Origin of the sequence: Saccharopolyspora ipomoeae (genome assembly GCF_029952525.1) — a bacterium.
Lineage (GTDB): Bacteria > Actinomycetota > Actinomycetes > Mycobacteriales > Pseudonocardiaceae > Saccharopolyspora > Saccharopolyspora ipomoeae.
Map to the genome: position 1 here is coordinate 61,818 of NZ_JASAOF010000009.1, position 20,374 is coordinate 82,191.

At 71.3% G+C, this 20,374-nt stretch carries 16 protein-coding genes; 7 read left to right on the top strand and 9 right to left on the bottom strand.

The features are described 5' to 3' along the window. Positions 1 to 21 precede the first annotated feature (21 nt). The 4 genes from QFW96_RS16015 to QFW96_RS16030 are packed head-to-tail and all read right to left on the bottom strand — an operon-like array spanning position 22 to position 3,830. On the bottom strand, positions 22 to 486 hold the full coding sequence (locus tag QFW96_RS16015; protein WP_281456448.1) for a ribose-5-phosphate isomerase: 465 nt from the start codon (positions 484 to 486) through the stop codon (positions 22 to 24). Next, positions 483 to 2,192, bottom strand: coding sequence for a dihydroxyacetone kinase family protein (locus QFW96_RS16020; RefSeq protein WP_281456449.1), 1,710 nt, complete (start codon positions 2,190 to 2,192; stop codon positions 483 to 485). The genes QFW96_RS16015 and QFW96_RS16020 overlap by 4 nt, the downstream gene beginning before the upstream one ends. A gap of 16 nt (positions 2,193 to 2,208) precedes the next feature. Beyond that, positions 2,209 to 2,985, bottom strand: coding sequence for an SDR family NAD(P)-dependent oxidoreductase (locus QFW96_RS16025; protein ID WP_281456450.1), 777 nt, complete (start codon positions 2,983 to 2,985; stop codon positions 2,209 to 2,211). Between the two features lie 23 nt (positions 2,986 to 3,008). Next, positions 3,009 to 3,830, bottom strand: coding sequence for a sugar phosphate isomerase/epimerase family protein (locus tag QFW96_RS16030; protein WP_281456451.1), 822 nt, complete (start codon positions 3,828 to 3,830; stop codon positions 3,009 to 3,011). Between the two features lie 220 nt (positions 3,831 to 4,050). Here QFW96_RS16030 and QFW96_RS16035 point away from each other — a divergent pair, with 220 nt between their 5' ends. Beyond that, entirely contained in the window at positions 4,051 to 5,397 is a 1,347-nt protein-coding gene (locus tag QFW96_RS16035; RefSeq protein ID WP_281456452.1) for an MFS transporter, read from the top strand. Positions 5,398 to 5,630: 233 nt separating this feature from the next. On the opposite strand, the gene leuD is transcribed toward QFW96_RS16035, so the two are convergent. Together leuD and leuC are read right to left on the bottom strand one after the other, a co-directional pair. Continuing rightward, positions 5,631 to 6,224 carry a 3-isopropylmalate dehydratase small subunit gene (gene leuD, locus QFW96_RS16040; RefSeq protein ID WP_281456453.1) on the bottom strand — a complete coding sequence of 198 codons (594 nt, stop codon included), beginning with the start codon at positions 6,222 to 6,224 and terminating at the stop codon, positions 5,631 to 5,633. After that, entirely contained in the window at positions 6,224 to 7,651 is a 1,428-nt protein-coding gene (leuC, locus tag QFW96_RS16045; RefSeq protein ID WP_281456454.1) for a 3-isopropylmalate dehydratase large subunit, read from the bottom strand. The genes leuD and leuC overlap by 1 nt, the downstream gene beginning before the upstream one ends. 62 nt (positions 7,652 to 7,713) lie before the next feature. Here leuC and QFW96_RS16050 point away from each other — a divergent pair, with 62 nt between their 5' ends. Further along, complete coding sequence (locus QFW96_RS16050; protein WP_281456455.1) at positions 7,714 to 8,196, top strand: Lrp/AsnC family transcriptional regulator; 483 nt, start codon at positions 7,714 to 7,716, stop codon at positions 8,194 to 8,196. Between the two features lie 5 nt (positions 8,197 to 8,201). On the opposite strand, the gene QFW96_RS16055 is transcribed toward QFW96_RS16050, so the two are convergent. Then, positions 8,202 to 9,563: a GntP family permease gene (locus QFW96_RS16055; RefSeq protein ID WP_281456456.1), complete on the bottom strand. Its 1,362-nt coding sequence runs from the start codon at positions 9,561 to 9,563 to the stop codon at positions 8,202 to 8,204. A gap of 380 nt (positions 9,564 to 9,943) precedes the next feature. Between QFW96_RS16055 and QFW96_RS16060 the strand changes: the two genes are divergently transcribed. The 3 genes from QFW96_RS16060 to QFW96_RS16070 all read left to right on the top strand — a co-directional run bounded on the left by QFW96_RS16060 (position 9,944) and on the right by QFW96_RS16070 (position 15,807). Continuing rightward, positions 9,944 to 13,549 carry an indolepyruvate ferredoxin oxidoreductase family protein gene (locus QFW96_RS16060; RefSeq protein ID WP_281456457.1) on the top strand — a complete coding sequence of 1,202 codons (3,606 nt, stop codon included), beginning with the start codon at positions 9,944 to 9,946 and terminating at the stop codon, positions 13,547 to 13,549. A gap of 31 nt (positions 13,550 to 13,580) precedes the next feature. Beyond that, positions 13,581 to 14,609 carry a PQQ-dependent sugar dehydrogenase gene (locus tag QFW96_RS16065; protein WP_281456458.1) on the top strand — a complete coding sequence of 343 codons (1,029 nt, stop codon included), beginning with the start codon at positions 13,581 to 13,583 and terminating at the stop codon, positions 14,607 to 14,609. Between the two features lie 166 nt (positions 14,610 to 14,775). Further along, positions 14,776 to 15,807: an aldo/keto reductase gene (locus QFW96_RS16070; protein WP_281456459.1), complete on the top strand. Its 1,032-nt coding sequence runs from the start codon at positions 14,776 to 14,778 to the stop codon at positions 15,805 to 15,807. On the opposite strand, the gene QFW96_RS16075 is transcribed toward QFW96_RS16070, so the two are convergent. Continuing rightward, a complete protein-coding gene (locus QFW96_RS16075) occupies positions 15,797 to 16,801 on the bottom strand; it encodes a LacI family DNA-binding transcriptional regulator (RefSeq protein ID WP_281456460.1) in 1,005 nt (334 codons plus the stop codon). The two genes, QFW96_RS16070 and QFW96_RS16075, sit on opposite strands and share 11 nt — an antisense overlap. A 162-nt stretch (positions 16,802 to 16,963) precedes the next feature. On the opposite strand from QFW96_RS16075, the gene QFW96_RS16080 reads away from it, so the two are divergent. Both QFW96_RS16080 and QFW96_RS16085 read left to right on the top strand, forming a co-directional pair. Then, the gene (locus QFW96_RS16080; protein ID WP_281456461.1) at positions 16,964 to 17,959 is read left to right on the top strand and encodes a zinc-dependent alcohol dehydrogenase family protein; all 996 of its coding nucleotides are present in this window, start codon (positions 16,964 to 16,966) and stop codon (positions 17,957 to 17,959) included. Between the two features lie 109 nt (positions 17,960 to 18,068). Next, positions 18,069 to 19,481, top strand: coding sequence for a sugar porter family MFS transporter (locus tag QFW96_RS16085; RefSeq protein ID WP_281456462.1), 1,413 nt, complete (start codon positions 18,069 to 18,071; stop codon positions 19,479 to 19,481). On the opposite strand, the gene QFW96_RS16090 is transcribed toward QFW96_RS16085, so the two are convergent. Further along, on the bottom strand, positions 19,471 to 20,277 hold the full coding sequence (locus QFW96_RS16090; RefSeq protein ID WP_281456463.1) for an alpha/beta fold hydrolase: 807 nt from the start codon (positions 20,275 to 20,277) through the stop codon (positions 19,471 to 19,473). The two genes, QFW96_RS16085 and QFW96_RS16090, sit on opposite strands and share 11 nt — an antisense overlap. Positions 20,278 to 20,374: the final 97 nt, after the last annotated feature.

Below are 20,374 nucleotides of genomic sequence, written 5' to 3' on the forward strand. Positions count from 1 at the left end.
GTCGCCCGCCCTCGGCGGGTGTCAGCACCGCTCGTACTCGGCAATCAACTCTACCTTCGCCGCGCTGGCGGACTGGTGGTCGAACTCGAAACCGAGCCATTCGGCCACCAGGCGGCGTGCGAGTTCGAGACCGACGACGCGCTGGCCGAACGTCACGACCTGGCAGTTGTTGGACAGCACCGAGCGCTCCACGGAGTAGGAGTCGTGGGCGGTGGTGGCCCGCACCCCGGCGACCTTGTTGGCCGACAGCGCCATGCCGATGCCGGTGCCGCAGATCAGCACCGCCCGGTCGGCGCGCCCGTCGCGGATCGCCTCGCCCGCCGCGAGCCCGATCTCCGGGTAGGGGCGGTGCACGTCCTCGGCGCCCCGGTGCACGCCGAGGTCGATGACCTCGCCGACCCGGGGGTCGGCGCGCAGGTCCTCGGCGATGCGCTCCTTGTAGTCGAGTCCGGCGTCGTCGCAGCCGACCACGATCCGGTAGGTCATGTGCTCGCTCCCGTCAGGTAGTCGCCGATCACCTTCGTGATCAGCGCGAAGGACACCGCCCCCGGGTCGGGGGTTCCGACGCTGCGCTCGGCCAGCGGCCGCGCCCGGCCCTTGCGGGGCACCAGCCGTGCGCTGTCCCGAGCGGCCCGGTCGGCGGCGGTCGCCGCCTCGCCCCAGGCCTCGACCAGCGAGGACGTGGTCGCCGAGAGCAGCGCCGCGCGGAACGGTTCGAGCGCGTCGACGAGGGTCTTGTCGCCGACCTCGGCACCGCCCAGCTCGCGGATCCGGGTGGCCAGCGCGTCGACGGCCTTGGCGGCGATCTCGGCGTCCCCGGCGTGCTCGCCGAGCACCTCGCCCGCCGCGCGCAGCCCGGCTCCCCACAGCACGCCGGAGGTGCCGCCCGCGCGGTCGGCCCAGCCGTCCCCGGCCGCGGCCAGGCAGTCGCCCGCCCCGGCCCCGGCGAGCTGCGCGCGCTCGGCCGCCTCGACGGCGGCGGAGACCCCGCGCACCATGCCCCGGCCGTGGTCGCCGTCGCCCGCGACGGTGTCGATCGCGCCCAGCTCGTCCTCGGCGTCGCGCACCGCGGTCTCGACCCGGCGCAGCGCGGCCACGACGTGCTCGGCCAGCCGCCGCGAGGAATCCGCGGCCGGTGCGTAGCCGACGGTCTCGGCCTCCGGTTCGTCGACGGTCTCCTCACCGCGGACCTCGGTGATGTGCCCGCGCCGGAACGCCGGGGTCCAGGCCGGTGCGGTCCAGAGGCGTTCGAGCTCGTCGTCCAGCCAGGTCAGGGTGAGCGACACCCCGGCCATGTCGAGGCTGGTCACGAGCTCGCCGACCTCCGGCAGCACCGGCACGTGCCCGGAGTCGCGCAGCCGCGCGGCCACGTGCCGCCAGAGCACCAGCAGCTCCTCGTGCTTGACCGCGCCGAGACCGTTGAGCAGCACCGCCACCCGGCCCCCGGCGCCGTCGGGTTTCTCGGCCAGCACCCGGGCCACGAAGTCCTCGGCCAGCTCGGCCGCCGAAGGCAGCGGCACGTCGCGCAAACCCGGCTCGCCGTGGATGCCCAGCCCCAGGCCCATGTGCCCGTCCGGCACCTGGAAGAGCGGCTCGGCCGCGCCGGGGAACGAGCAGCCCGCGAAGGCGGTGCCGATGGTGCGGGTGCGGCCGTTGGTCTTCCGCCCGATCCGCACCACCTCGGCCAGCTCCGCGCCCTCCTCGGCGGCCGCGCCCATCAGCTTGAACACGGTGAAGTCGCCCGCGATGCCGCGCCGCCGCTCGGACTCCTCGGCGGGGGCGCTGGCGATGTCGTCGGTGACCACGACGTGCTCGACCTCGACGCCCTCGGAGCGCAGCCGGTCGGCGGCCAGGCCGAAGTTCATCACGTCACCGGCGTAGTTGCCGTAGCTGAACACCACCCCGGCACCGGAGTGCGCGGCCCGGGCCACCGAGCACGCGTCCTGGGCGGACGGGGAGGTGAACAGGTTGCCGCTGACCGCGCCGTCGGCCAGGCCGGGCCCGATCACGCCGTAGAAGGCGGGGTAGTGGCCGGATCCGCCGCCGGGCAGCACCGCGACCTTCGGCCGCTCGGGCCTGCCGCGCCGGACCGCTCCGCCGGGAACCTGGCGCACGAGGTCGGCGTGCAGCTCGCAGAAGCCGGTCAGCGCGTCGTCGGCGAAGTTCGCCGGGTCGTCCCACAGGTAGGTCATGTCATCCCATCCGTCCTCAGTGGAGGAACGCGCCGCCGTTGATGTCAATCGTGGTGCCCTGCAGGTAACCGGCGTCCTCAGTGGACAGCCAGGTGATCACGGCCGCCACGTCCTCGGTCGTGGCCTGCCTGCCGATCGGGATCCCGCTGGTGATGGCCTCTTCGAGCTCGGGGCTGGTGGCCTCGGCGCGGATGTCGGTCTCGACCGCGCCCGGTGCCACGGCGTTGACCGTGATCCCGGCGGCGCCGAGCTCCTTGGCCAGCGACTTGGTGAAGCCGAGGATCGCGGCCTTCGCCGCGCAGTAGGGCGTCTTGCCGAACACGCCGCCGCCCTGCTGGGCCGACACCGAGGACATGTTCACGATGCGGCCCCAGCCGGACTCGATGAGCTCAGGCAGGAACGCCTTGGTCACCAGGTAGGTGCCGGTGGCGTTGACGGCCATCACCTTGTTCCACAGCTCCAGCGTGGTCTCCAGGAACGGCACCGGGGAGGTGATGCCGGCGATGTTGGCCAGCGCCCCGACCACCGGCAACCGGCCCGCGGCGACCTCGGCCGCCACGGCCTCGTGGGCCAGGCGGACCGACTCCTCGTCGGCGACGTCCACGCGGTGGGCGAACACCGGGGCGCCGGTCTGGGACGCGATGTCCTCGGCGGCCTGCTTGGCGGCCTGCTCGTCGAGGTCGAGCACCGCCACCGCCCAGCCCTGCCGGGCGTAGCGGAGCGCGGTGGCCTTGCCGATGCCGCGCGGAGCTCCCGCCCCGGTCACGACGGCGGTGCGCTGAATGCTGCTCATGGGGTTCTCCAGGTCCTTCGGTGTCAGCGGAGGGAGGCGATGTAGTCCGCGGCCTTGACGGCGGCGGCGGGCCGCTCGGCGTCGGTGACGTCGCGGGTTTCGAGTTCGAGGGCGCACCCGCCGCGGTAGCCGATCTCGCGCAGCGCCGCGAAGGTCGCGGGGAAGTCGACGATCCCGTTGCCGATGCTGTGGTTGATGCCGCCGGGCGTGGCGTCGCGGAGGTGGACGTGGGTGATCCGGTCGGCGAACCGCCGGGCGAACGCGGCGGGGGAGGAGCCGGACGCGGCGATGTGGCTGGTGTCGAGCACGAGCCCGATCGCCGGGTCGAGCCGCTCGACGAGCCGCGCGGCCCGGTCCACGTCACCGCACAGCCGGAAGAAGTGCGGTGCTTCCACCCAGATCTCCAGGTCGTGCTCGCGTGCTCGCTCGGCGGCGCGGGCGAGTTCGGCGGCGACCCGGTCCAGGTCGGCCTCCAGGCCGGTGACGGGGTCGGGTGACTGCGCGCCGCAGGGCAGCACCAGCGCCCGGGCGTCGCAGCCCGCGGTGAGGTCCAGCAGCCGGTCCAGGTGCGCGGCCCGCTGCTCGGTCTCGCGCTCGTCGAGGACCCGGTTGAGGTCACCGACGTCGCCGTTGACCGAGCGCACCGCCAGGCCGCTCGCGCGCACGGTCGCGACCACCTCGGTCACGGCGGTCTCGGTCAGCTCGTATTGCACGTGGTCGCACACGCCCGGCAACGCCCCGAGGTCGATCTCGGTGAAGCCGCACTCGGCGATGACGGCCAGGGCCTCGGCCAGGCCGAGGTGGCGAAAGCTGATGGACGAACATCCCGGCCACCGGTCGGTCACGACTTCCTCCTCGAAGCGACGGTCGCCGGAGATGTTAACAGCGAGATGTCGACAGGCAAGCCCCAAGTGGCAAGTGGGCGGATAAGCCCCGGTTATAGGCGCAAGTTCGCTGTCAGGTGGGTGTTGACAATGAAGGCGATCAAGCCGAATATCTCCGGTTGTGTTGACACCGGGAGGCCGGTGTCCCCATCGTTCGACTACCCCAACGAAGAGGTGAGTGATGAGCGCGGAACCCCAGCGCGCGGGCGACCCGGTGCACGGCACCCCGGACAGACATCGGGTGGCGTGGGGATCGACGGCCGGCGCCGTCATCGAGAGCTACGACTTCATCGGGTTCGGCACCGCCGCGGCCCTGTACTTCGGCGACGCGTTCTTCCCCAACGCCTCACCGATCGTCGGGACCCTGTCGGCGTTCGCCACGCTCGGCGTCGGGTTCATCGCCCGGCCGCTCGGCGGCGTCGTGGGCGGTCACCTCGGTGACCGGATCGGCCGCAAGCCGGTGCTGGTGGCCTCGCTCATCGTGATGGGGCTGGCGACCTTCGCCATCGGCCTGCTGCCCACCTACGCCCAGGCCGGGTTGCTCGCGCCCGCGCTGCTGGTGACGGTGCGGATCATCCAGGGCATCGCCTACGGCGCGGAGTGGGGCGGGGCGATCCTCATGACCTACGAGCACGCCCCGCTGCTGCGCAAGGGCGCGTTCACCGGAGTCGTGCAGTCCGGGTTCCCGATCGGTCTGCTGCTGGCGAACCTGGTGTTCCTGGGGTCGGTGGCGCTGCCGGGCGACTGGGCGTGGCGGGTGCCGTTCCTGGCGAGCCTGCTGCTGGTGATCATCGGCCTGATCGTGCGCTCGAAGGTGCCGGAGTCACCGGTGTTCGAGGACGTCAAGGAGCGCGGTGAGATCGCCGAGGCGCCGATCGTCGAGGTCATCCGGAACGACTGGCGGAACCTGCTGCGCGGCATCGGTCTTCGCGTCGCCGAGACCGCGGGCTACGCCGTGGCCATCACCTACATGATCTCCTACCTCAAGGAGGAGGAGCTGGCGACCAGCGGTGAGACGATCCTCGCCCTGTGCATCGCGTCCGGCATCGGCATCGCGGCCACCATCGCGTGGGGGTGGCTCACCGACCACGTCGGTCGCCGCTCGGTCTACGTCTGGGTCACGCTGTTCAGCGCGCTGTGGGCGATCCCGATGTTCCTGCTGGTCAACACCGGCACCCTGATCGCGGTGATCATCACGATCGTGATCTCGTACGTCATCTGCCAGAACGCCCTGGCGGGTTCCCAGGGCGCCTGGTTCCCGGAGCTCTTCCAGGCCAAGACCCGCTCGTCGGGCGCCTCCCTGGCCTACCAGATCTCGGCCATGATCTCCGGCCTCACCCCGTTCACCACGACGCTGCTGTTCCTCTGGCTCGGCTGGATGGGCCCGGCGCTCCTCTTCGGCGCCTACGCCCTCCTCGGCCTCGCGGCAGCCCTCCTCACCCGCGAGACCTGGGGCAAGCCCGAACGCGCAGAAGCCCACCGCCGCACTGCCGAAACCCCCAGCCCCGTCGCAACAACAACCCCCTGACCGAACCCAGCCAATCCCGGAACAACCACCCCGCCGACCCGATGGGCGCCGCCTCCGCGGCGCCCATCGCCATCTCCAGCACCTGGTTCCTCCGTTGCGAGGAGCGCGGGCGTCACCAGGGGACGGTTTTTCCTCGAATTGACCGGACAAAACGGACGTTGATCATGGGTGATTCGAGGGAAAACCGTCCCCTCCGCAGCGCTGACACCCTCCGCACCCCCTGGAGGGGGCGGTCAGTGGCGAGTGGTGGTGGGGAGCGCTGGGCGGCGGGTGGTTTCGTAGGTGGCGATGTCGTCGGTGTGTTGGAGGGTGAGGCCGATGTCGTCGAGGCCTTCGAGGAGGCGGTGGCGGACGTCGGGGTCGACGGGGAAGGGTTCGTCCACTCCCTCGGCGCGGACGCGTTGCTCGACGAGGTCGACCGTGATCGGGGCCGCGGGGTCGGATTCCAGGAGGTGCCACAGGCGCTCGACGACCTGGATCGGGACGACCACCGGCAGCAGGCCGTTCTGGTGGGCGTTGCCGGCGAAGATGTCGCCGAAGCGGGGAGCGATGACGGCGCGGAAGCCGTAGTCGGTGAGCGCGTAGACCGCGCCCTCGCGGGACGATCCGGTGCCGAAGTTCGGGCCCGCGACCAGGATCGTGGCCGACGAGTACGGCTCGACGTTGAGGACGAACTCCGGGTCCTCGCGCCAGTCGGCGAACAGGTCCCGGCCGTAACCGGACTTGGTCAACCGGGTCAGGAACCGCACCGGGATGATCTGGTCGGTGTCGACGTCGCCCGCGCGCAGCGGCGCGGCCTGTCCGGTGTGGACGGTGAACTTCTCCATCAGTGCTCCAGATCCGTCGGTGCGGTGAGGCGGCCGGTGACGGCGCTGGCGGCGGCCACGGCGGGGGAGACGACGTGGGTGCGCGCGCCCTTGCCCTGGCGGCCCTCGAAGTTGCGGTTGTTGGTGGAGGCGGCCCGCTGCCCGGGCCGCAGCCGGTCCTCGTTGACCGCCGCGCACAGCGAGCACCCGGAGGTCCGCAGCTGCACCCCGGCGGCGGTGAACACCTCGTCGAGCCCCTCGGCCACGGCCTGCTGCCGCACCTTGTCCGAGCCCGGCACGAGGTAGACCTCGACGCCGGGCGCGACGGTGCGCCCGCGCAGCACCTGGGCGGCGGCGCGCAGGTCCTCGATGCGGCCGTTGGTGCACGAGCCGATGAACGCCGCGTCGATGGCGACCTCGCGCAGCGGCGTGCCCGGGCTCAGATCCATGTAGGCCAGCGCCTTCTCGGCCGCCGCCCGCTCCTGCGGGTCGGCGAACGATGACGGGTCGGGCACGGTCGCGTCGATCGGCACGCCCTGCGCGGGGTTGGTGCCCCAGGTGACGAACGGGCGGATCGCGTCCCCGTCGAGCACCACCTCGGAGTCGAAGACGGCGTCGTCGTCGGAGCGCAGCGACCGCCAGTGGGCCACCTCGGCGTCCCAGTCCGCGCCGGTGGGGGCGTGCGGGCGGTCGCGCAGGTAGGCGATCGTGGTGTCGTCGGGCGCGATCATGCCCGCTCGGGACCCGGCCTCGACGGTCATGTTGCACACCGTCATCCGCGCCTCCATCGACAGCGCCTCGATCGCCGTGCCCTGGTACTCCACGACGTGCCCCTGGGCTCCCAGGGTCCCGATCTTCGCGATGAGCGCGAGGATCAGGTCCTTGCCGGTGACGCCCTCGCCCAGACGTCCGGTGACGGTGACGCGCATCGTCTTCGGCCGGGTCAGCGGCAACGTCTGGGTCGCCAGCACGTGCTCGACCTGCGAGGTCCCGATGCCCATCGCCAGCGCGCCGAACGCGCCCATCGTGGTCGTGTGCGAGTCGCAGCACACGACGGTCATGCCCGGGTGCACCAGCCCGAGCTCGGGGCCGATGACGTGGGCGATGCCGCGCTCGGGATCGCCGCGCCGGTAGACCTCGATGCCGAACTCCGCGCAGTTCTCGGCCAGCAGCGCCGCCTGCCGCCGCATCGCGGGTTCCTCGATGCGCTTGAACAGGTCCTGCGTGGGCACCAGGTGGTCCTCGGTGCCCAGCGTCAGGTCCGGGCGGCGGACGGTGCGCCCGGCGGCGCGCAGCCCGTCGAAGGCGATCGGCGTGTTGATCTCGTGCAGCAGGTGCAGGTCCGCGTACAGCAGGTCCTGCGCCCCGTCGGAGCGCACCACGTGCGCGTCCCAGACCTTCTCGGCCAGCGTGCGGGCCACGGCCCCCTCCTCGTGCTGTTGGTTCATCGGGCGACCTCGCGGGTGGACATCTGGTACAACGATGGCGATCGCGACCCCGAGGAGTGCGCATGGCATCCCTGTTCGAGCCGCTGGACATGGCGGTGCTCCGGCTCATCGCCGAGGAACCCCGCGCCGGTGTGCGCGAGTACGCCCGCCGCCTCGGCGTGGCGCGGGCGACCGCGCAGTCCCGGGTGGACAAGCTGCAGCGGCTCGGCGTGCTGATCAGCTGGCGCCCGCAGTTCGACCCGGCCGCGATGGGCTACTCGGGCCTGGCCTACGTGCGGGTCAACCTCAAGCAGGGCAAGCTCGACGACGCCCTCGACGGGCTGCGCGGCATCCCCGAGCTCATCGAGGCCAACGCCGTCGCCGGTGATTCCGACCTGCTGTGCCGGGTGGTCGCCAAGGACAACGCGGGCCTGGAGGAAGTCCTGCAGCAGATCATCGCCGTGGACGGCGTCGAGCGGATCTCCACCGAGGTCGTGCTCAGCAGGCGGATCATGCCGCGGATCTCGCCGCTGATCCGCAAGATGCACGACGAGCTCGGGCGCTGAACGGCTCATCCCAGCGCCATCGACAGCGGGATGATCACCGCGATCGCCACGACCGAGGCCACCGACACCGACCCGGAGAAGGTCTTGAGCGTGCCGCGCGTGGTCAGCCCGGTCAGCGACTGCAGCAGCCAGAACGTGTTGCTGGTGACGTGGATGGCGAACAGCGAGCCCGCCCCGGCCGCCAGCGCGATCCACACCGTGTCCAGCCCGATCACCGGCGCCAGCGGCGCGAGGATGCCGGCCGCGGTGATCGCCGAGATCGACACCGAGCCGACCGCGACGTGCAGGATCGCCGCCACCACCCAGACCATCAGCAGCGGGAAGGCGGTGCTGGCCGAGAAGTGCTGGCCGAGGATCTCGCCGAGGCCGATGTTCTTGATGGTCAGCGCCAGCGAACCGCCGACGCCGTTGAGGATGAGGATCTGCCCGCTCTCCCGGAAACCGGTGCGCAGCGCCTCGTCCATCGCGGTCTTGCCCACGGCCCGCCGGGTCACCAGAATCGTGCCGATCAGGCCCACCAGCAGCGCGATGACGGGTTCGCAGACGAACGACAGCGGCGCGATCTCCACCTCGGCGATGTCCAGGATCGCGCCGGTCGCGATGAGCGCGAGAGCCACCAGGACCGGCGCGAACAGCAGGATCAGCGCGGGCCGGCCGGTGCGGACCTTCGTCGCGGTCCCGGCGCCGCCACCGGTCTCCGACGGTTCGGTGTCGACGGGTGCGGGCTGCTCGTCCTTGGTCTCGTCCCACCAGCCGCGGCGGAACACGAACTGCATGATCGCCACCGAGATGACGGTGGTGGGCACGGCGACGAGCAGACCGAGCAGCAGCATCGTGCCCAGCGGCACGCCGAGCACCCCGGCCAGGGCCAGGGTGGCGATGCCCGGCACGACCATGACGACGCCGACCTCCATGCCGATGGCCATGGCCGAGATCATCCGGGGCGTGCCGGCCTTGCCGATCCGCGCGCCGAGTCCGCGCGCCAGCGGCGCGACGATGACCACCAGCACGTCCAGGAAGATCGACTGCAGGATGGTGGCGAGGCTGACCGACAGCGCGTAGGGCATGCGCTTCGGGCCGATTCGGTGCAGCAGCACCTCGATGAGCCGCTCGATGGCCCCGGAGCGCTGCAGGAGCGAACCCGCGAGCACGCCGAAGGCGATGAGCAGGCCGATCTCCGCCATCAGGTCGCCGAAGCCCTTGGTGATGGCCTCGATCGTGCCGTCGACCCCGAGGCCGGAGGTCATGCCCAGGTAGGAGGCGCTGAGCAGCAGGGCGATCACGGGATTGACCCGGAATCGGATGATCATCAGGACCGCGGCGAGGATCGCGAACGCGGTGTTGAGCAGGATCAGCGTGTCTGTCATGTGCGGTACATCCCGTGGTGGCGCTCGGCGTTGAGCGAGTGGACGTCGTTGTCGGGACGGCTTCGGGTGGGCCGCTGCGGTGCGGAAACGTAACCGGCGGTGTCCAGTGCGTAAATACCGGCGGCAGATTATGGGCCATGTGTTCAGTCGATCACCGTCCGAGGTGGCCAGCGGGTGCCAGGTGACCAGACGATCAGCGCTCGACTGCCGGTTGTGCACCAGAAGTACATACGATGTGGCCGATGGCCCATGTGCTGGCGGTGTTTTCGGCGAAACTCCGCACCACTGGACGAGTTTTTCGGCGAACTGTTGAGCAATCGGGAAACCCTGCCTAACGTGACCGGCGTCTCGTCCACGACGCGCACGAAGGAGTGCCGGCCATGAGCACGCCCACCCGCGAACCGGTCTCGCTCGACTCCCGCTACCTGGCCGAGGACGGCGCGGTGTACCTGACCGGGGTGCAGGCGCTGGTGCGCGTGCTGCTCGACCGCAGCCGCCACGACCGGAGCCGCGGCCACGACGGCGCGCTGTACGTCAGCGGCTACGAAGGTTCGCCGCTGGCGGGCTACGACCTGGAGATCCAGCGCCGCTCCCGGCTCATGGACGAGCACGGAATCGTGCACGCGCCCGCCCTCAACGAGGAGCTCGCCGCCACCGCGCTCGCCGGGACGCAGCTGGCCGGGCAGGTCGCCGAGCTGAGCACCGACGGCGTCACCGGCTTCTGGTACGGCAAGGCGCCCGGGCTGGACCGGGCCACGGACGCGATCCGGCACGCGGCGATGACCGGCACCGCACCGACCGGCGGCGTGGTCGCGCTCGTCGGCGACGACCCGAGCGCGAAGTCCTCCAGCGTCCCCTGCTCGTCGGAGCCGGCGCTGGCGGACCTGCAGCTGCCGACCTTCTACCCGGCCGACTCGCAGGAGGTCCTGGAGCACGGCCTGCACGCCGTCGAGCTCTCCCGCGCCTCCGGGTTGTGGACGGCCATGAAGATCGCCACCAACGTCGCCGACGGCGCCTCCACCGCCCTTCTCGACCCGCACTGGGCGCCGCCCGGGATGGACGGCTTGCCCGGCGGGCTGCGCGCCTACTCCCACGTCCCGCACGCGCGGCTGCTCGGTGCCGACCTGGCCGGGCTGGAGCGCAGCTTCCAGCAGGTCAGGCTGCCGATCGCGCTGGAGTACCTGCGGCGCAGCGGCGTCAACCGCCTGCTGGGCGCGCGCGGCGCGGCGCGGGTCGGCATCGTCGCCGCGGGCAAGACCTACCTCGACGTCCGCCAAGCCCTGGACTCGCTGGGGTTGACCGAATCCGACTGGGAGAGCGCGGGAATCCGGCTGCTCAAGCTCGGCGCGATCGTGCCGGTGGAACCGGGGGTCGTGCGCGAGTTCGCGCGCGGCCTCGACGAGATCGTGGTGGTCGAGGACAAGCGCGCGTTCCTGGAGGTCGCGGTCAAGGACGTGCTCTACGGGGCGCCCGACACCCCGCGCGTCACCGGCAAGCGCGATCCCGAGGGCGCGCGGCTGTTCAGCGACGTCGGCGAGCTAGACCCGATCGCGGTGGCCACCGGCCTCCGGAAGCGGTTGCAGGACAACGGGTTCGACCACCTCAAGCAGGTCGGCAAGCGGCCGGAGCGGATCGCGCTGCCGCTCGCCGCCCGCACCCCGTACTTCTGCTCCGGCTGCCCGCACAACTCCTCGACCGCGCCCCCGGAGGGCGCGCTGGTCGGCGGCGGCATCGGCTGCCACGCTATGGTGCTGCTCATGCCGGAGGAGCAGGTCGGCTCGGTCACCGGGCTCAGCCAGATGGGCGGGGAGGGCGCGCACTGGATCGGCATGGCGCCGTTCGTCCGCCACACCCACTACCTGCAGAACCTCGGCGACGGCACCTTCGCCCACTCCGGCAGCCTCGCCATCCGCGCCGCCGTGGCGGCCGGGGTGTCGATGACGTTCAAGGTCCTGTTCAACTCGACCGTCGCGATGACCGGCGGCCAGGACGCGGTCGGCGGCGGCGGGCTCGCGCAGCTGGTGCGCACGGTGCTCGCCGAGGGCGTCACCCGCGTGGTCGTGACCGGCGACCAGCCCGACCGCATCCGGAAGGCGTTGCGCCGCGAGGGGATCCGGGTCGACGTGCGCGACCGGGGCGACCTCGTCGCCGTCCAGACCGAGCTCGCCGGTGAGCGGGGCGTGACCGTGCTGGTGCACGACCAGGAGTGCGCGGCGGAGAAGCGCCGCAAGCGCAAGCGCGGCACCCTGCCCACGCCGGAGACCAAGGTCGTGATCAACGAGCGGGTCTGCGAGGGCTGCGGCGACTGCGGGCAGAAGTCCAACTGCCTGTCGGTGCGCCCGGTCGACACCGAGTTCGGCCGCAAGACCCGGATCCACCAGTCCTCCTGCAACCTCGACTACTCCTGCCTCGACGGCGACTGCCCGTCGTTCCTCACCGTCGTCCCCGGGAAGAACTCCAGGGGACGGGACAGTTTTCATGAGAACTGCGCGGTCTCAGGGGGTCAATTCCCCGGGGACCGACGTCCCGTCGGTGATGACAGTTTTCATGAAAACTGTCCCCTTCCAGGTCCACGAGACACCTCCACGAGGTCGCGCGTCCCCACGAGTGGGGAAGTTTTCATGAAAACTTCCCGGTCTCCGGGGGAGGACGGTTTTCATGAAAACTGTCACCTACCCACAACACCGAGCCCCGTGCCGGAGGTTTCGGAGAAGGACTTCACGGTGCGGATTACCGGGGTTGGTGGTACCGGGGTGGTGACGGTGGCGCAGGTGCTGGCCACGGCCGCCTCCCTCGACGGCAGGCACGTGCGCGCCCTGGACCAGACCGGGCTGGCGCAGAAGGGCGGTGCGGTGGTCTCCGACGTCAAGATCAGCGACGGCCCGATCGCCCGCGCCGCCAAGCTCGCCGACGGCGAGTGCGACCTCTACCTGGGCTGCGACTCGCTGGTGGCCACCGACCCCACCCAGCTCAAGGCCACCGACCCCGACCGCACGATCGCCGTGGTGTCCACCGCGGAGGTCCCCACCGGGCACATGGTCGTCGACCCGTCGGTCACGTTCCCCGAGCAGGACCGGATCCGCTCGGCCGTCGCCGAGCACGTCCGCCGCGCTCACCACGTCGACGCCGACCGCCTGGCGCTGGAGCTCTTCGACGACGAGCAGTTCGCCAACATGCTGCTGGTCGGCGCCGCGTTCCAAGCCGGGGCGCTGCCGCTGTCGGCGGAGGCGGTGGAGCGGGCGATCCGCCTCAACGGCGTTCGCGTCGAGGAGAACCTCGCTGCCTTCGCCCACGGCCGCAACGCCGTGGCGGGACCGGTGGAGACCGAGAGCGCCCCGCGCGGCCTCGACGAGCTCATCGCGGACCGCACCGCCGAGCTCACCGCCTACCAGAACGCCCGCTACGCCGAGGACTACCGCCGCTTCGTGCACCACGTCCGCGACCGCGAGCACGCGGCCACCGGGACCGAGGAGCTGACCGAGGCGGTGGCCCGGAACCTGTTCAAGCTCATGGCCTACAAGGACGAGTACGAGGTGGCGCGCCTGTCGCTGGACCCGGAGGTGCTGGCCGGGGTGCGCGAGCAGTGGGGCGCGGGCGCGCGGGTCAGCTACCGGCTGCACCCGCCGCTGCTGCGGGCGCTGGGCATGCGACGCAAGATCGCGCTCGGCCCGTGGTTCCGGCCGGTGTTCCGCGTGCTGCGGGGCATGCGCGGGTTGCGGGGAACCCCGTTCGACCCGTTCGGCCGCGCCCACGTCCGCAAGGTCGAGCGCGAGCTCATCGGCGAATACCGCCGGGCCGTCGAGGAGGGCCTGCCGAGCCTCACCGACACGACGCTGCCCGGAGCGGTGGAGCTCGCCGAGCTGCCCGACCTGATCCGCGGCTACGAGCAGATCAAGCTCGACTCCGTGCAGCGCTACCGGCAGCGCCTCGGCGAACTCCGCGACACCCGAACCCACACCGACCTCACGGCTCAGGCACTACCGTGAGGAACAGGAGAATTGGGACGGGGGAGCGGCGATGCGATCACGGCTCGCGGCAGCGGTTCTCGCGCTGCTGATCACGACGACCGCCTGCGCGGGTGAACCGGCCCCGGCGGACGCCGTCGAGCCCGCGGCGGTCGAAGGTCTGACCACGCCGTGGTCGGTGGTGTTCGCGGGCGACACGCCGATCATCAGCGAGCGCGACACCGGCCGGATCGTCGAGATCGACCCGGCCGGGCGCGCCCGCGAGGTCGGCGTGATCCCCGGCGTGGTGGCGTCAGGGGAGAGCGGCCTGCTCGGGCTGGCGCTGCGCGACGGGAACCTCTACGCCTACTCCACCGGCCAGGACGGCAACCGCATCCAGCGCTACCCGCTGCTCGGCCAACCCGGCTCGTTCCGGCTCGGCCCCGAGCGCACGATCCTGGACCGGCTGCCCTCGGCGAGCTACCACGACGGCGGACGGATCGCGTTCGGCCCGGACGGGATGCTGCACGCCGCCGTCGGCGACGCGGGCAACAGCGCCTCGGCCCAGGACTTGGGCAGCCTCGGCGGCAAGATCCTGCGCATGACGCCCGACGGCGGCGTCCCGCCGGACAACCCGTTCCCCGGGTCGCTGGTGCTGACCTACGGCCACCGCAACGTCCAAGGTCTCGCCTGGGGACCCGACGGCACGCTCTACGCCTCGGAGTTCGGGCAGAACACCTGGGACGAGCTCAACATCATCCGACCCGGCTCCAACTACGGCTGGCCCACCGTCGAAGGGATCGGCGGGCGACCGGGCCTCACCGACCCGGTGCAGCAGTGGGCCACCGACGTGGCCAGCCCCAGCGGGATCGCGGTGCACGGGGATGCGCTCTACCTGGCGAACCTGCGCGGCGAACGGCTCCGCGAGGTCCCGCTGCGCGAGCCGGGCACCTCCACCGAGCACTTCGTCGGCGGGTTCGGGCGGCTGCGCGACGTCGCCGTCGCGCCCGACGGCACGCTGCGCGTGCTCACCAGCAACACCGACGGTCGCGGCGATCCCGCACCGGGAGACGACCGGATGCTCGCCTTCCCCGCGCCCTGACCCGGAAGATGTGAAACCCCTCGCCCGCCGAACCGCGCCGCGCGTGGCTTCGCCGGTTGTGAGACCCGAGACGATCAGCTGCCCCGCGTCGTCCGAAGTGGTTGCATGAGCCTGCGACGGCCGGACGCATCCGGCCGAAACCGGCAGAGCGGAGGAAAGGGAACCGATGGGCCACGGGGCGTTCGAGAAGACCTACGCGGCGGCCGACGACCGCTACGAGCACATGCAGTACCGCCGCGCGGGCGCGTCCGGGCTGGACCTGCCCGCGTTCTCCTTCGGCCTGTGGCAGAAGTTCGGCACCGACTACGCCTTCGAGACGCAGCGCGAGATCGTGCTGCACGCCTTCGACCTGGGCATCACGCACTTCGACAACGCCGACCGCTACGGCCCGCCGCACCGCGCCGCGCAGAAGTTCTTCGGCCGGGTGCTCGCCAAGGACCTGGCACCGCACCGCGACGAGCTGATCCTGTCGACCAAGGCCGGCAACCCCATCGGACCCGGCCCGTACCAGAAGGGCGGCTCCCGCAAGTCGCTGCTGTCCTCGCTGGACCACAGCCTGCGGGACCTCGGCACCGACTACGTCGACGTGTTCTACAGCCACAGCCCCGACGAGTCCACGCCGCTGGAGGAGACGGTGGGAGCGCTGGTCAGCGCCGTGCAGCAGGGCAAGGCGCTCTACGTCGGCATCTCCAACTACCAGCCCGACCGCGCCCACCGCACCGCCGAGCTGCTGCGCGAGGCCGGGGTGCCGCTGCTGGTCCACCAGCCCCGCTACTCGATGTTCGACCGCACGCCGGAGAACAACGGGCTGCTCGACCTCGCCGCCGACGACGGCTTCGGCCTCGTCGTGTACTCGCCGCTGGCCCAGGGGCTGCTCACCGGCAAGTACCTCCAGGGCGTCCCGTCCGGTGCGCGCGCCGAGAACAGCGCGTTCCTGTCGCCCGACGTCATCGACGACACCTACCGCACCCGCGCGGCCGCCCTCAACGACCTCGCCCGGCAGCGCGGCCAGTCGCTGGCCCAGCTGGCGCTGCAGTGGGTGCTGCGCCGCCCGGAGGTCACCTCGGCGCTCATCGGCGCGAGCTCGGTGTGGCAGCTCGACCACAACGTCGAGGCCCTGCGCTTCCCGGAGCTCACCGACGACGAGCTGGCCGTGATCGAGCAGCACGCCGTCCACGGCACCGGGCTCAAGCAGTAGCAGCGCAGCCGCAGGAATCCCGGTGCACGAACCGGGATTCCAGCCGCACCTCGACCGGGTCGCGGCCGGGATCGTCCAGCCTGTCCAGCAGCAGCCGCAGGGCCTCGGCGCCGACCTCGCGGCTGGGCTGGGCGATCGCGGTCAGCCGCGGTGCGAACAGGTCGGCCCACGGGAAGTCGTCGAAGGCCACCAGCGCCACGTCGTCCGGCACGCTCAGCGACAGGTCCCGCACGGCCCGCATGGCGCCGATCGTCATCGCGTTGTTCGCCGCGATGATCGCGGTGGCCGGGCGTGAGCCGGTGAGCAGTTCGGAGGCGGCGCGCCGCGCGGCCTCGGACTCCGACGAACCCTCCCGGCACAGCTCCGGGTCGTCGTCGATGTCGTTGCGGCGCAATCCTTCCCGGTAACCGGCCAGCCGCTCGTCGGTGGTGCTCAACCCGGCGAGCCCGGCCACGAACCCGATCCGCCGGTGGCCCAGCGCGGCGAGGTGGTCGACCAGCGAGGCCGTCGACTCGGTGTTGTCGGTGCTGACCTGGTCGTAGCCGCCCGCGATGACGCGGTCGGCCAGCACGGTGGGAACGTCGTGGTCGGCGAGGTAGCGCATCGTCCTCGACGGGTCGGGGGAGGGCGCCAGCACGATCCCGTCGATGCGTCGCTGGTGCAGGTGGGAGACGACGCGCAGCTCGTGATCGGGGTCGTCGCGCGGGTCGGCCACCAGCAGGCTGTAGCCGCGGTCGACGGCCTCGGCCTCGATTCCCTGCAGGATCTCGGTGAAGTACGGGTTGCTCGCCGAGGAGATCGCCACCCCGATCGACAGGGTCCGCGCGGTGGCCAGCGAGCGGGCCAGGGTGTTCTGGATGTAGCCGACCTCCTCGACGGCCGCGCGCACGGCGCGTTCCGTCTCCGGCCGCACCTTCCGGGTTCCGTTGAGCACGTAGGACACCGTCGCCGACGACACCCCGGCGACTCGTGCGACATCTGCGAGCGTGGCCACGCGCAACTCCCTCGTTCCCGTTTCCGGCTGGGAATTTACCATCAGGTTAAGCGCTTGCCTAAGCGCTTAACCGAAAACTAGTTTGTGCGGCACACCGCGCCGGGGCGGCCTGTTCGGCGATCCCCCGCAGCGGTGCGAGCCAGCGTGACGGGATGAGTGATCGTGCAAGCCGTAGTGATCGAAGGACCAGGTCAGGTCGTCGTGAAGGACGTCGCAGACCCCGAACCGGCCGCCGGGCAGGTGCTCGTGCGGGTGCACGCCAGCGGGCTGTGCGGGACGGATCTGCACCTGGTCGACGGGGTGCTGCCCACCGACCACCCGTTGACCCCCGGGCACGAGTTCGCCGGCGAGGTCGTCGAACTCGGCGAGGGCGTCAGCGGGATCGCGGTCGGCGACCGCGTCGCGGTGGACCCCAACCTGCCGTGCGGCACCTGCCGCTGGTGCCGGGCCGGGCGCGGGAACCTGTGCACGGTCTGGGACGCCATCGGCGTGAGCAAGGCGGGGTCGGCGGCCGAGCTGGTGGCCGTGCCGGCGGGGATCTGCTTCGCCCTGCCCTCGACGGTGTCCTACACCGCCGGGGCGATGGTGGAGCCGCTGTCCTGCGCGGTGCACGGCCTGAGCCGGCTGCCGCGGCTGCCCGGCTCGCACTACCTCATCTACGGCGCGGGCACGATGGGCCTGCTCATGGCGTCGCTGGTGCGCCGGGCCGGGGCGGCGTCGGTGTCCACCGTGGACCTCAACGCGTCCCGGTTGGACTTCGCGCTGTCCTACGCCTCCGACCGCGCCACCACCGACGCCGACGCGCTGGAGCAGCCCGACGGCTACGACGTGGTCATCGACGCCACCGGCGCGGTCCCGGCCATCGAGGACGGTCTCGGCCGGGTCCGCAAGGGCGGCACGTTCCTGCAGTTCGGCGTCGCCGACCCGAATGCGCGGGCCAGCTTCTCGCCGTTCCGGGTCTACCACGAGGAGATCGACATCCTCGGATCGATGGCCGTGCACCGGGGTTTCCAGCCCGCGATCGAGCTGGTGGCCTCCGGCACGGTCGACGTCGAGTCACTGGTGTCGGCGACCCTGCCGCTGGCCGACTACGACGAGGCGATCGCCCGCTTCCGGTCCGGTGACGGCCACAAGATCCACGTGGCCCCGGCCCGGTAACGAGCAACCGGGGTTCCGCCGCGATGGGGTGGGGAAGTTTTCATGAAAACCTCCCCACCCCCATCACCGGGACTCCCCAACTTCTGAGTCCGACGAAGGGTTTCGAGCAATGACGCCAACCACCCCCGCGACGGAGCGTTCGCGCACGCGCAACGCCCTGATCTGGATATTCGGGGCGCTGGGCGGAATTCTGTGGGGTTATGACACCGGTGTGATCTCCGGTGCCATGCTGTTCATCAAGCAGGACATCCCGTTGTCCCCGTTCCAGCAGGGGCTCGTGGTCAGCGGCCTGCTGGTGGGCGCGATGGCGGGTGCCGGCGCGTCCGGCCGCCTCGCCGACGCGTGGGGGCGGCGGAAGCTGATCCTGTGGGCCGCCGTGGTGTTCACCCTGGGCACGGTCGGCGCGATGCTGGCGACCACCGCGTGGACGCTGGTGGCCTTCCGGTTCGTCATCGGCATCGGTGTCGGCATCGCCTCGGTGGTCGTGCCGCTGTACCTGACCGAGCTGGCGCCGAAGCAGTCGCGCGGCGGCCTGACCTCGCTGATGCAGCTGCTGGTGACCGTGGGCATCCTGGTCGCCTACATCACCGACTACGCGCTGGCCGACAGCGGGGCCTGGCGCTGGATGCTGGGCCTGGGAGCGGTTCCGGCGGTGCTGCTGGGCATCGGCATCTACTTCCAACCGGAGAGCCCCCGCTGGCTGGTCAAGCACGGCCGGGCCGATCAGGCCCGCGAGGTGCTGACGAAGCTGCGCGGCGTCCGCGCCGAGGAGATCGAGGAAGAGCTCGACGAGATCCGCGCCGCCGACAAGGAGAAGGAAGCCGAGAACGCCGTCGGCATCCGCGAGCTGCTGACCCCGAGGCTGCGCCGCGTCGTGCTGCTGGGCCTGGGACTGGTGTTCTTCCAGAACTTCATCGGCATCAACACGATCATCTACTACGCCCCGACGCTGCTGACCACGCTCGGTTTCGGCACTTCCGGCGCGATCCTGGCCAACGTCGGCATCGGCCTGGTCAACGTGCTCATGACGCTGCCCGCGTTGCGGCTGATCGACCGCGCGGGCCGCAAGTCGCTGCTGGCGGTGGGCAGCATCGGCATGCTGGTGTCGATGCTGGCGCTGGGCATCGCCAACGTCGCCGGTCTGTCCTACGGTCCGCTGCTGGTGGCGGTCACGCTGGGCAGCATCGTGGTCTACATCGCCTCGTTCGCGGTGTCCTGGGGTCCGGTGCAGTGGGTGATGCTGCCCGAGCTGTTCCCGCTGCGGATGCGCGGTTCGGCGGTGGGCATCTGCCTGGTGTTCAACTGGCTGTTCAACATGGCCGTGGCCCTGGTGTTCCCGGTGCTGCTCGACATCACCGGCCCGGGCGCGATGTTCCTGTTCTTCGCCCTGATGGCGGTCCTGTCGTTCTGGTTCGTCCAGCGCGGCCTCATCGAGACCAAGGGCAAGAGCCTGGAAGCCATCGAGCAGGAGGTCCTGGGCACCGACCCGGAGCCCGCTGCCGAGCAGCCGGTCAACGCCTGATCCGACCGCGACCAGTGGCCCCGTCCGCCCCTCGGACGGGGCCACTCGCGCGTTCCAGGGCCACGAGCGCTTCGGCGACGGCGTCCGGAGTCTCGTAGGTGGGGCTGTGACCGGCGTCGACGATCCGCAGGGAGGCGTTCGGGATCGCCGCGGCCATGCCCTCGGCGACGTCGACGGTCCGGACCGGGTCGAACCGCCCGTGCACGATCGAGACCGGCATCGGCAGGTCCGGCAGAACCGGTTCGAGATCGGTGGCGTGCTGACTGCGCAACGCCTGCAACGCCGCGATCAGCGGAACCGAATCGCCGTAGTCGAGCAGGCGCCTGCGGTCCTCGTCGGAGGGGGAGTGGTGGAAGGAGCGCTCGATGACGGCCCGCACGACCTGCTCGGTCCCGTCGCGTTCCATCCCGTCGATCAGGGACGTGACGTCCCCGTGCCGGTGCATGTTCGGACCGGTGTTGACCAGCATCAACCCCTCGACGAGCTCCGGCCGCTCCGCCGCCAGCCGCAACGCGACAGCACCTCCGGTCGAATGTCCGACGACGATCGCCGATCCGCTCGCGCTGCTGGAGATCATCCCGGCGACCCACTCGGCGACCTCGTCGATCCCGCACTCCGGCGCTTCGGTCATCCACGGCAGAGCCCGCACGTCGAACCGGGGCTCCACCAGCTCCCGGAGCGGGTCGAAGACCATCGGCGCGCAGAACGTCCCGGGCAGAGCCACCACGCTCCGCACCCGGTCGCTCAGGCGGCCAATGCCCTCCGGTTCGTCCGACCGGCCCACGACCTCGCTCAACGCTCCACCCCTCGCACCACGGACGCCAACAGCTGGACTCTACGAACAGACCGGAACAACGACCAACCCGATCCAGGCCGCACGCCGCACCGCCGGG

Excerpts from the sequence above, each read along its gene's own strand:
- QFW96_RS16015 (WP_281456448.1), bottom strand. The coding sequence starts at position 486 with ATGACCTACCGGATCGTGGTCGGCTGCGACGACGCCGGACTCGACTAC.
- QFW96_RS16020 (WP_281456449.1), bottom strand. The coding sequence starts at position 2,192 with ATGACCTACCTGTGGGACGACCCGGCGAACTTCGCCGACGACGCGCTG.
- QFW96_RS16025 (WP_281456450.1), bottom strand. The coding sequence starts at position 2,985 with ATGAGCAGCATTCAGCGCACCGCCGTCGTGACCGGGGCGGGAGCTCCG.
- QFW96_RS16035 (WP_281456452.1), top strand. The coding sequence starts at position 4,051 with ATGAGCGCGGAACCCCAGCGCGCGGGCGACCCGGTGCACGGCACCCCG.
- leuD (WP_281456453.1), bottom strand. The coding sequence starts at position 6,224 with ATGGAGAAGTTCACCGTCCACACCGGACAGGCCGCGCCGCTGCGCGCG.
- leuC (WP_281456454.1), bottom strand. The coding sequence starts at position 7,651 with ATGAACCAACAGCACGAGGAGGGGGCCGTGGCCCGCACGCTGGCCGAG.
- QFW96_RS16050 (WP_281456455.1), top strand. The coding sequence starts at position 7,714 with ATGGCATCCCTGTTCGAGCCGCTGGACATGGCGGTGCTCCGGCTCATC.
- QFW96_RS16055 (WP_281456456.1), bottom strand. The coding sequence starts at position 9,563 with ATGACAGACACGCTGATCCTGCTCAACACCGCGTTCGCGATCCTCGCC.
- QFW96_RS16060 (WP_281456457.1), top strand. The coding sequence starts at position 9,944 with ATGAGCACGCCCACCCGCGAACCGGTCTCGCTCGACTCCCGCTACCTG.
- QFW96_RS16065 (WP_281456458.1), top strand. The coding sequence starts at position 13,581 with ATGCGATCACGGCTCGCGGCAGCGGTTCTCGCGCTGCTGATCACGACG.
- QFW96_RS16070 (WP_281456459.1), top strand. The coding sequence starts at position 14,776 with ATGGGCCACGGGGCGTTCGAGAAGACCTACGCGGCGGCCGACGACCGC.
- QFW96_RS16085 (WP_281456462.1), top strand. The coding sequence starts at position 18,069 with ATGACGCCAACCACCCCCGCGACGGAGCGTTCGCGCACGCGCAACGCC.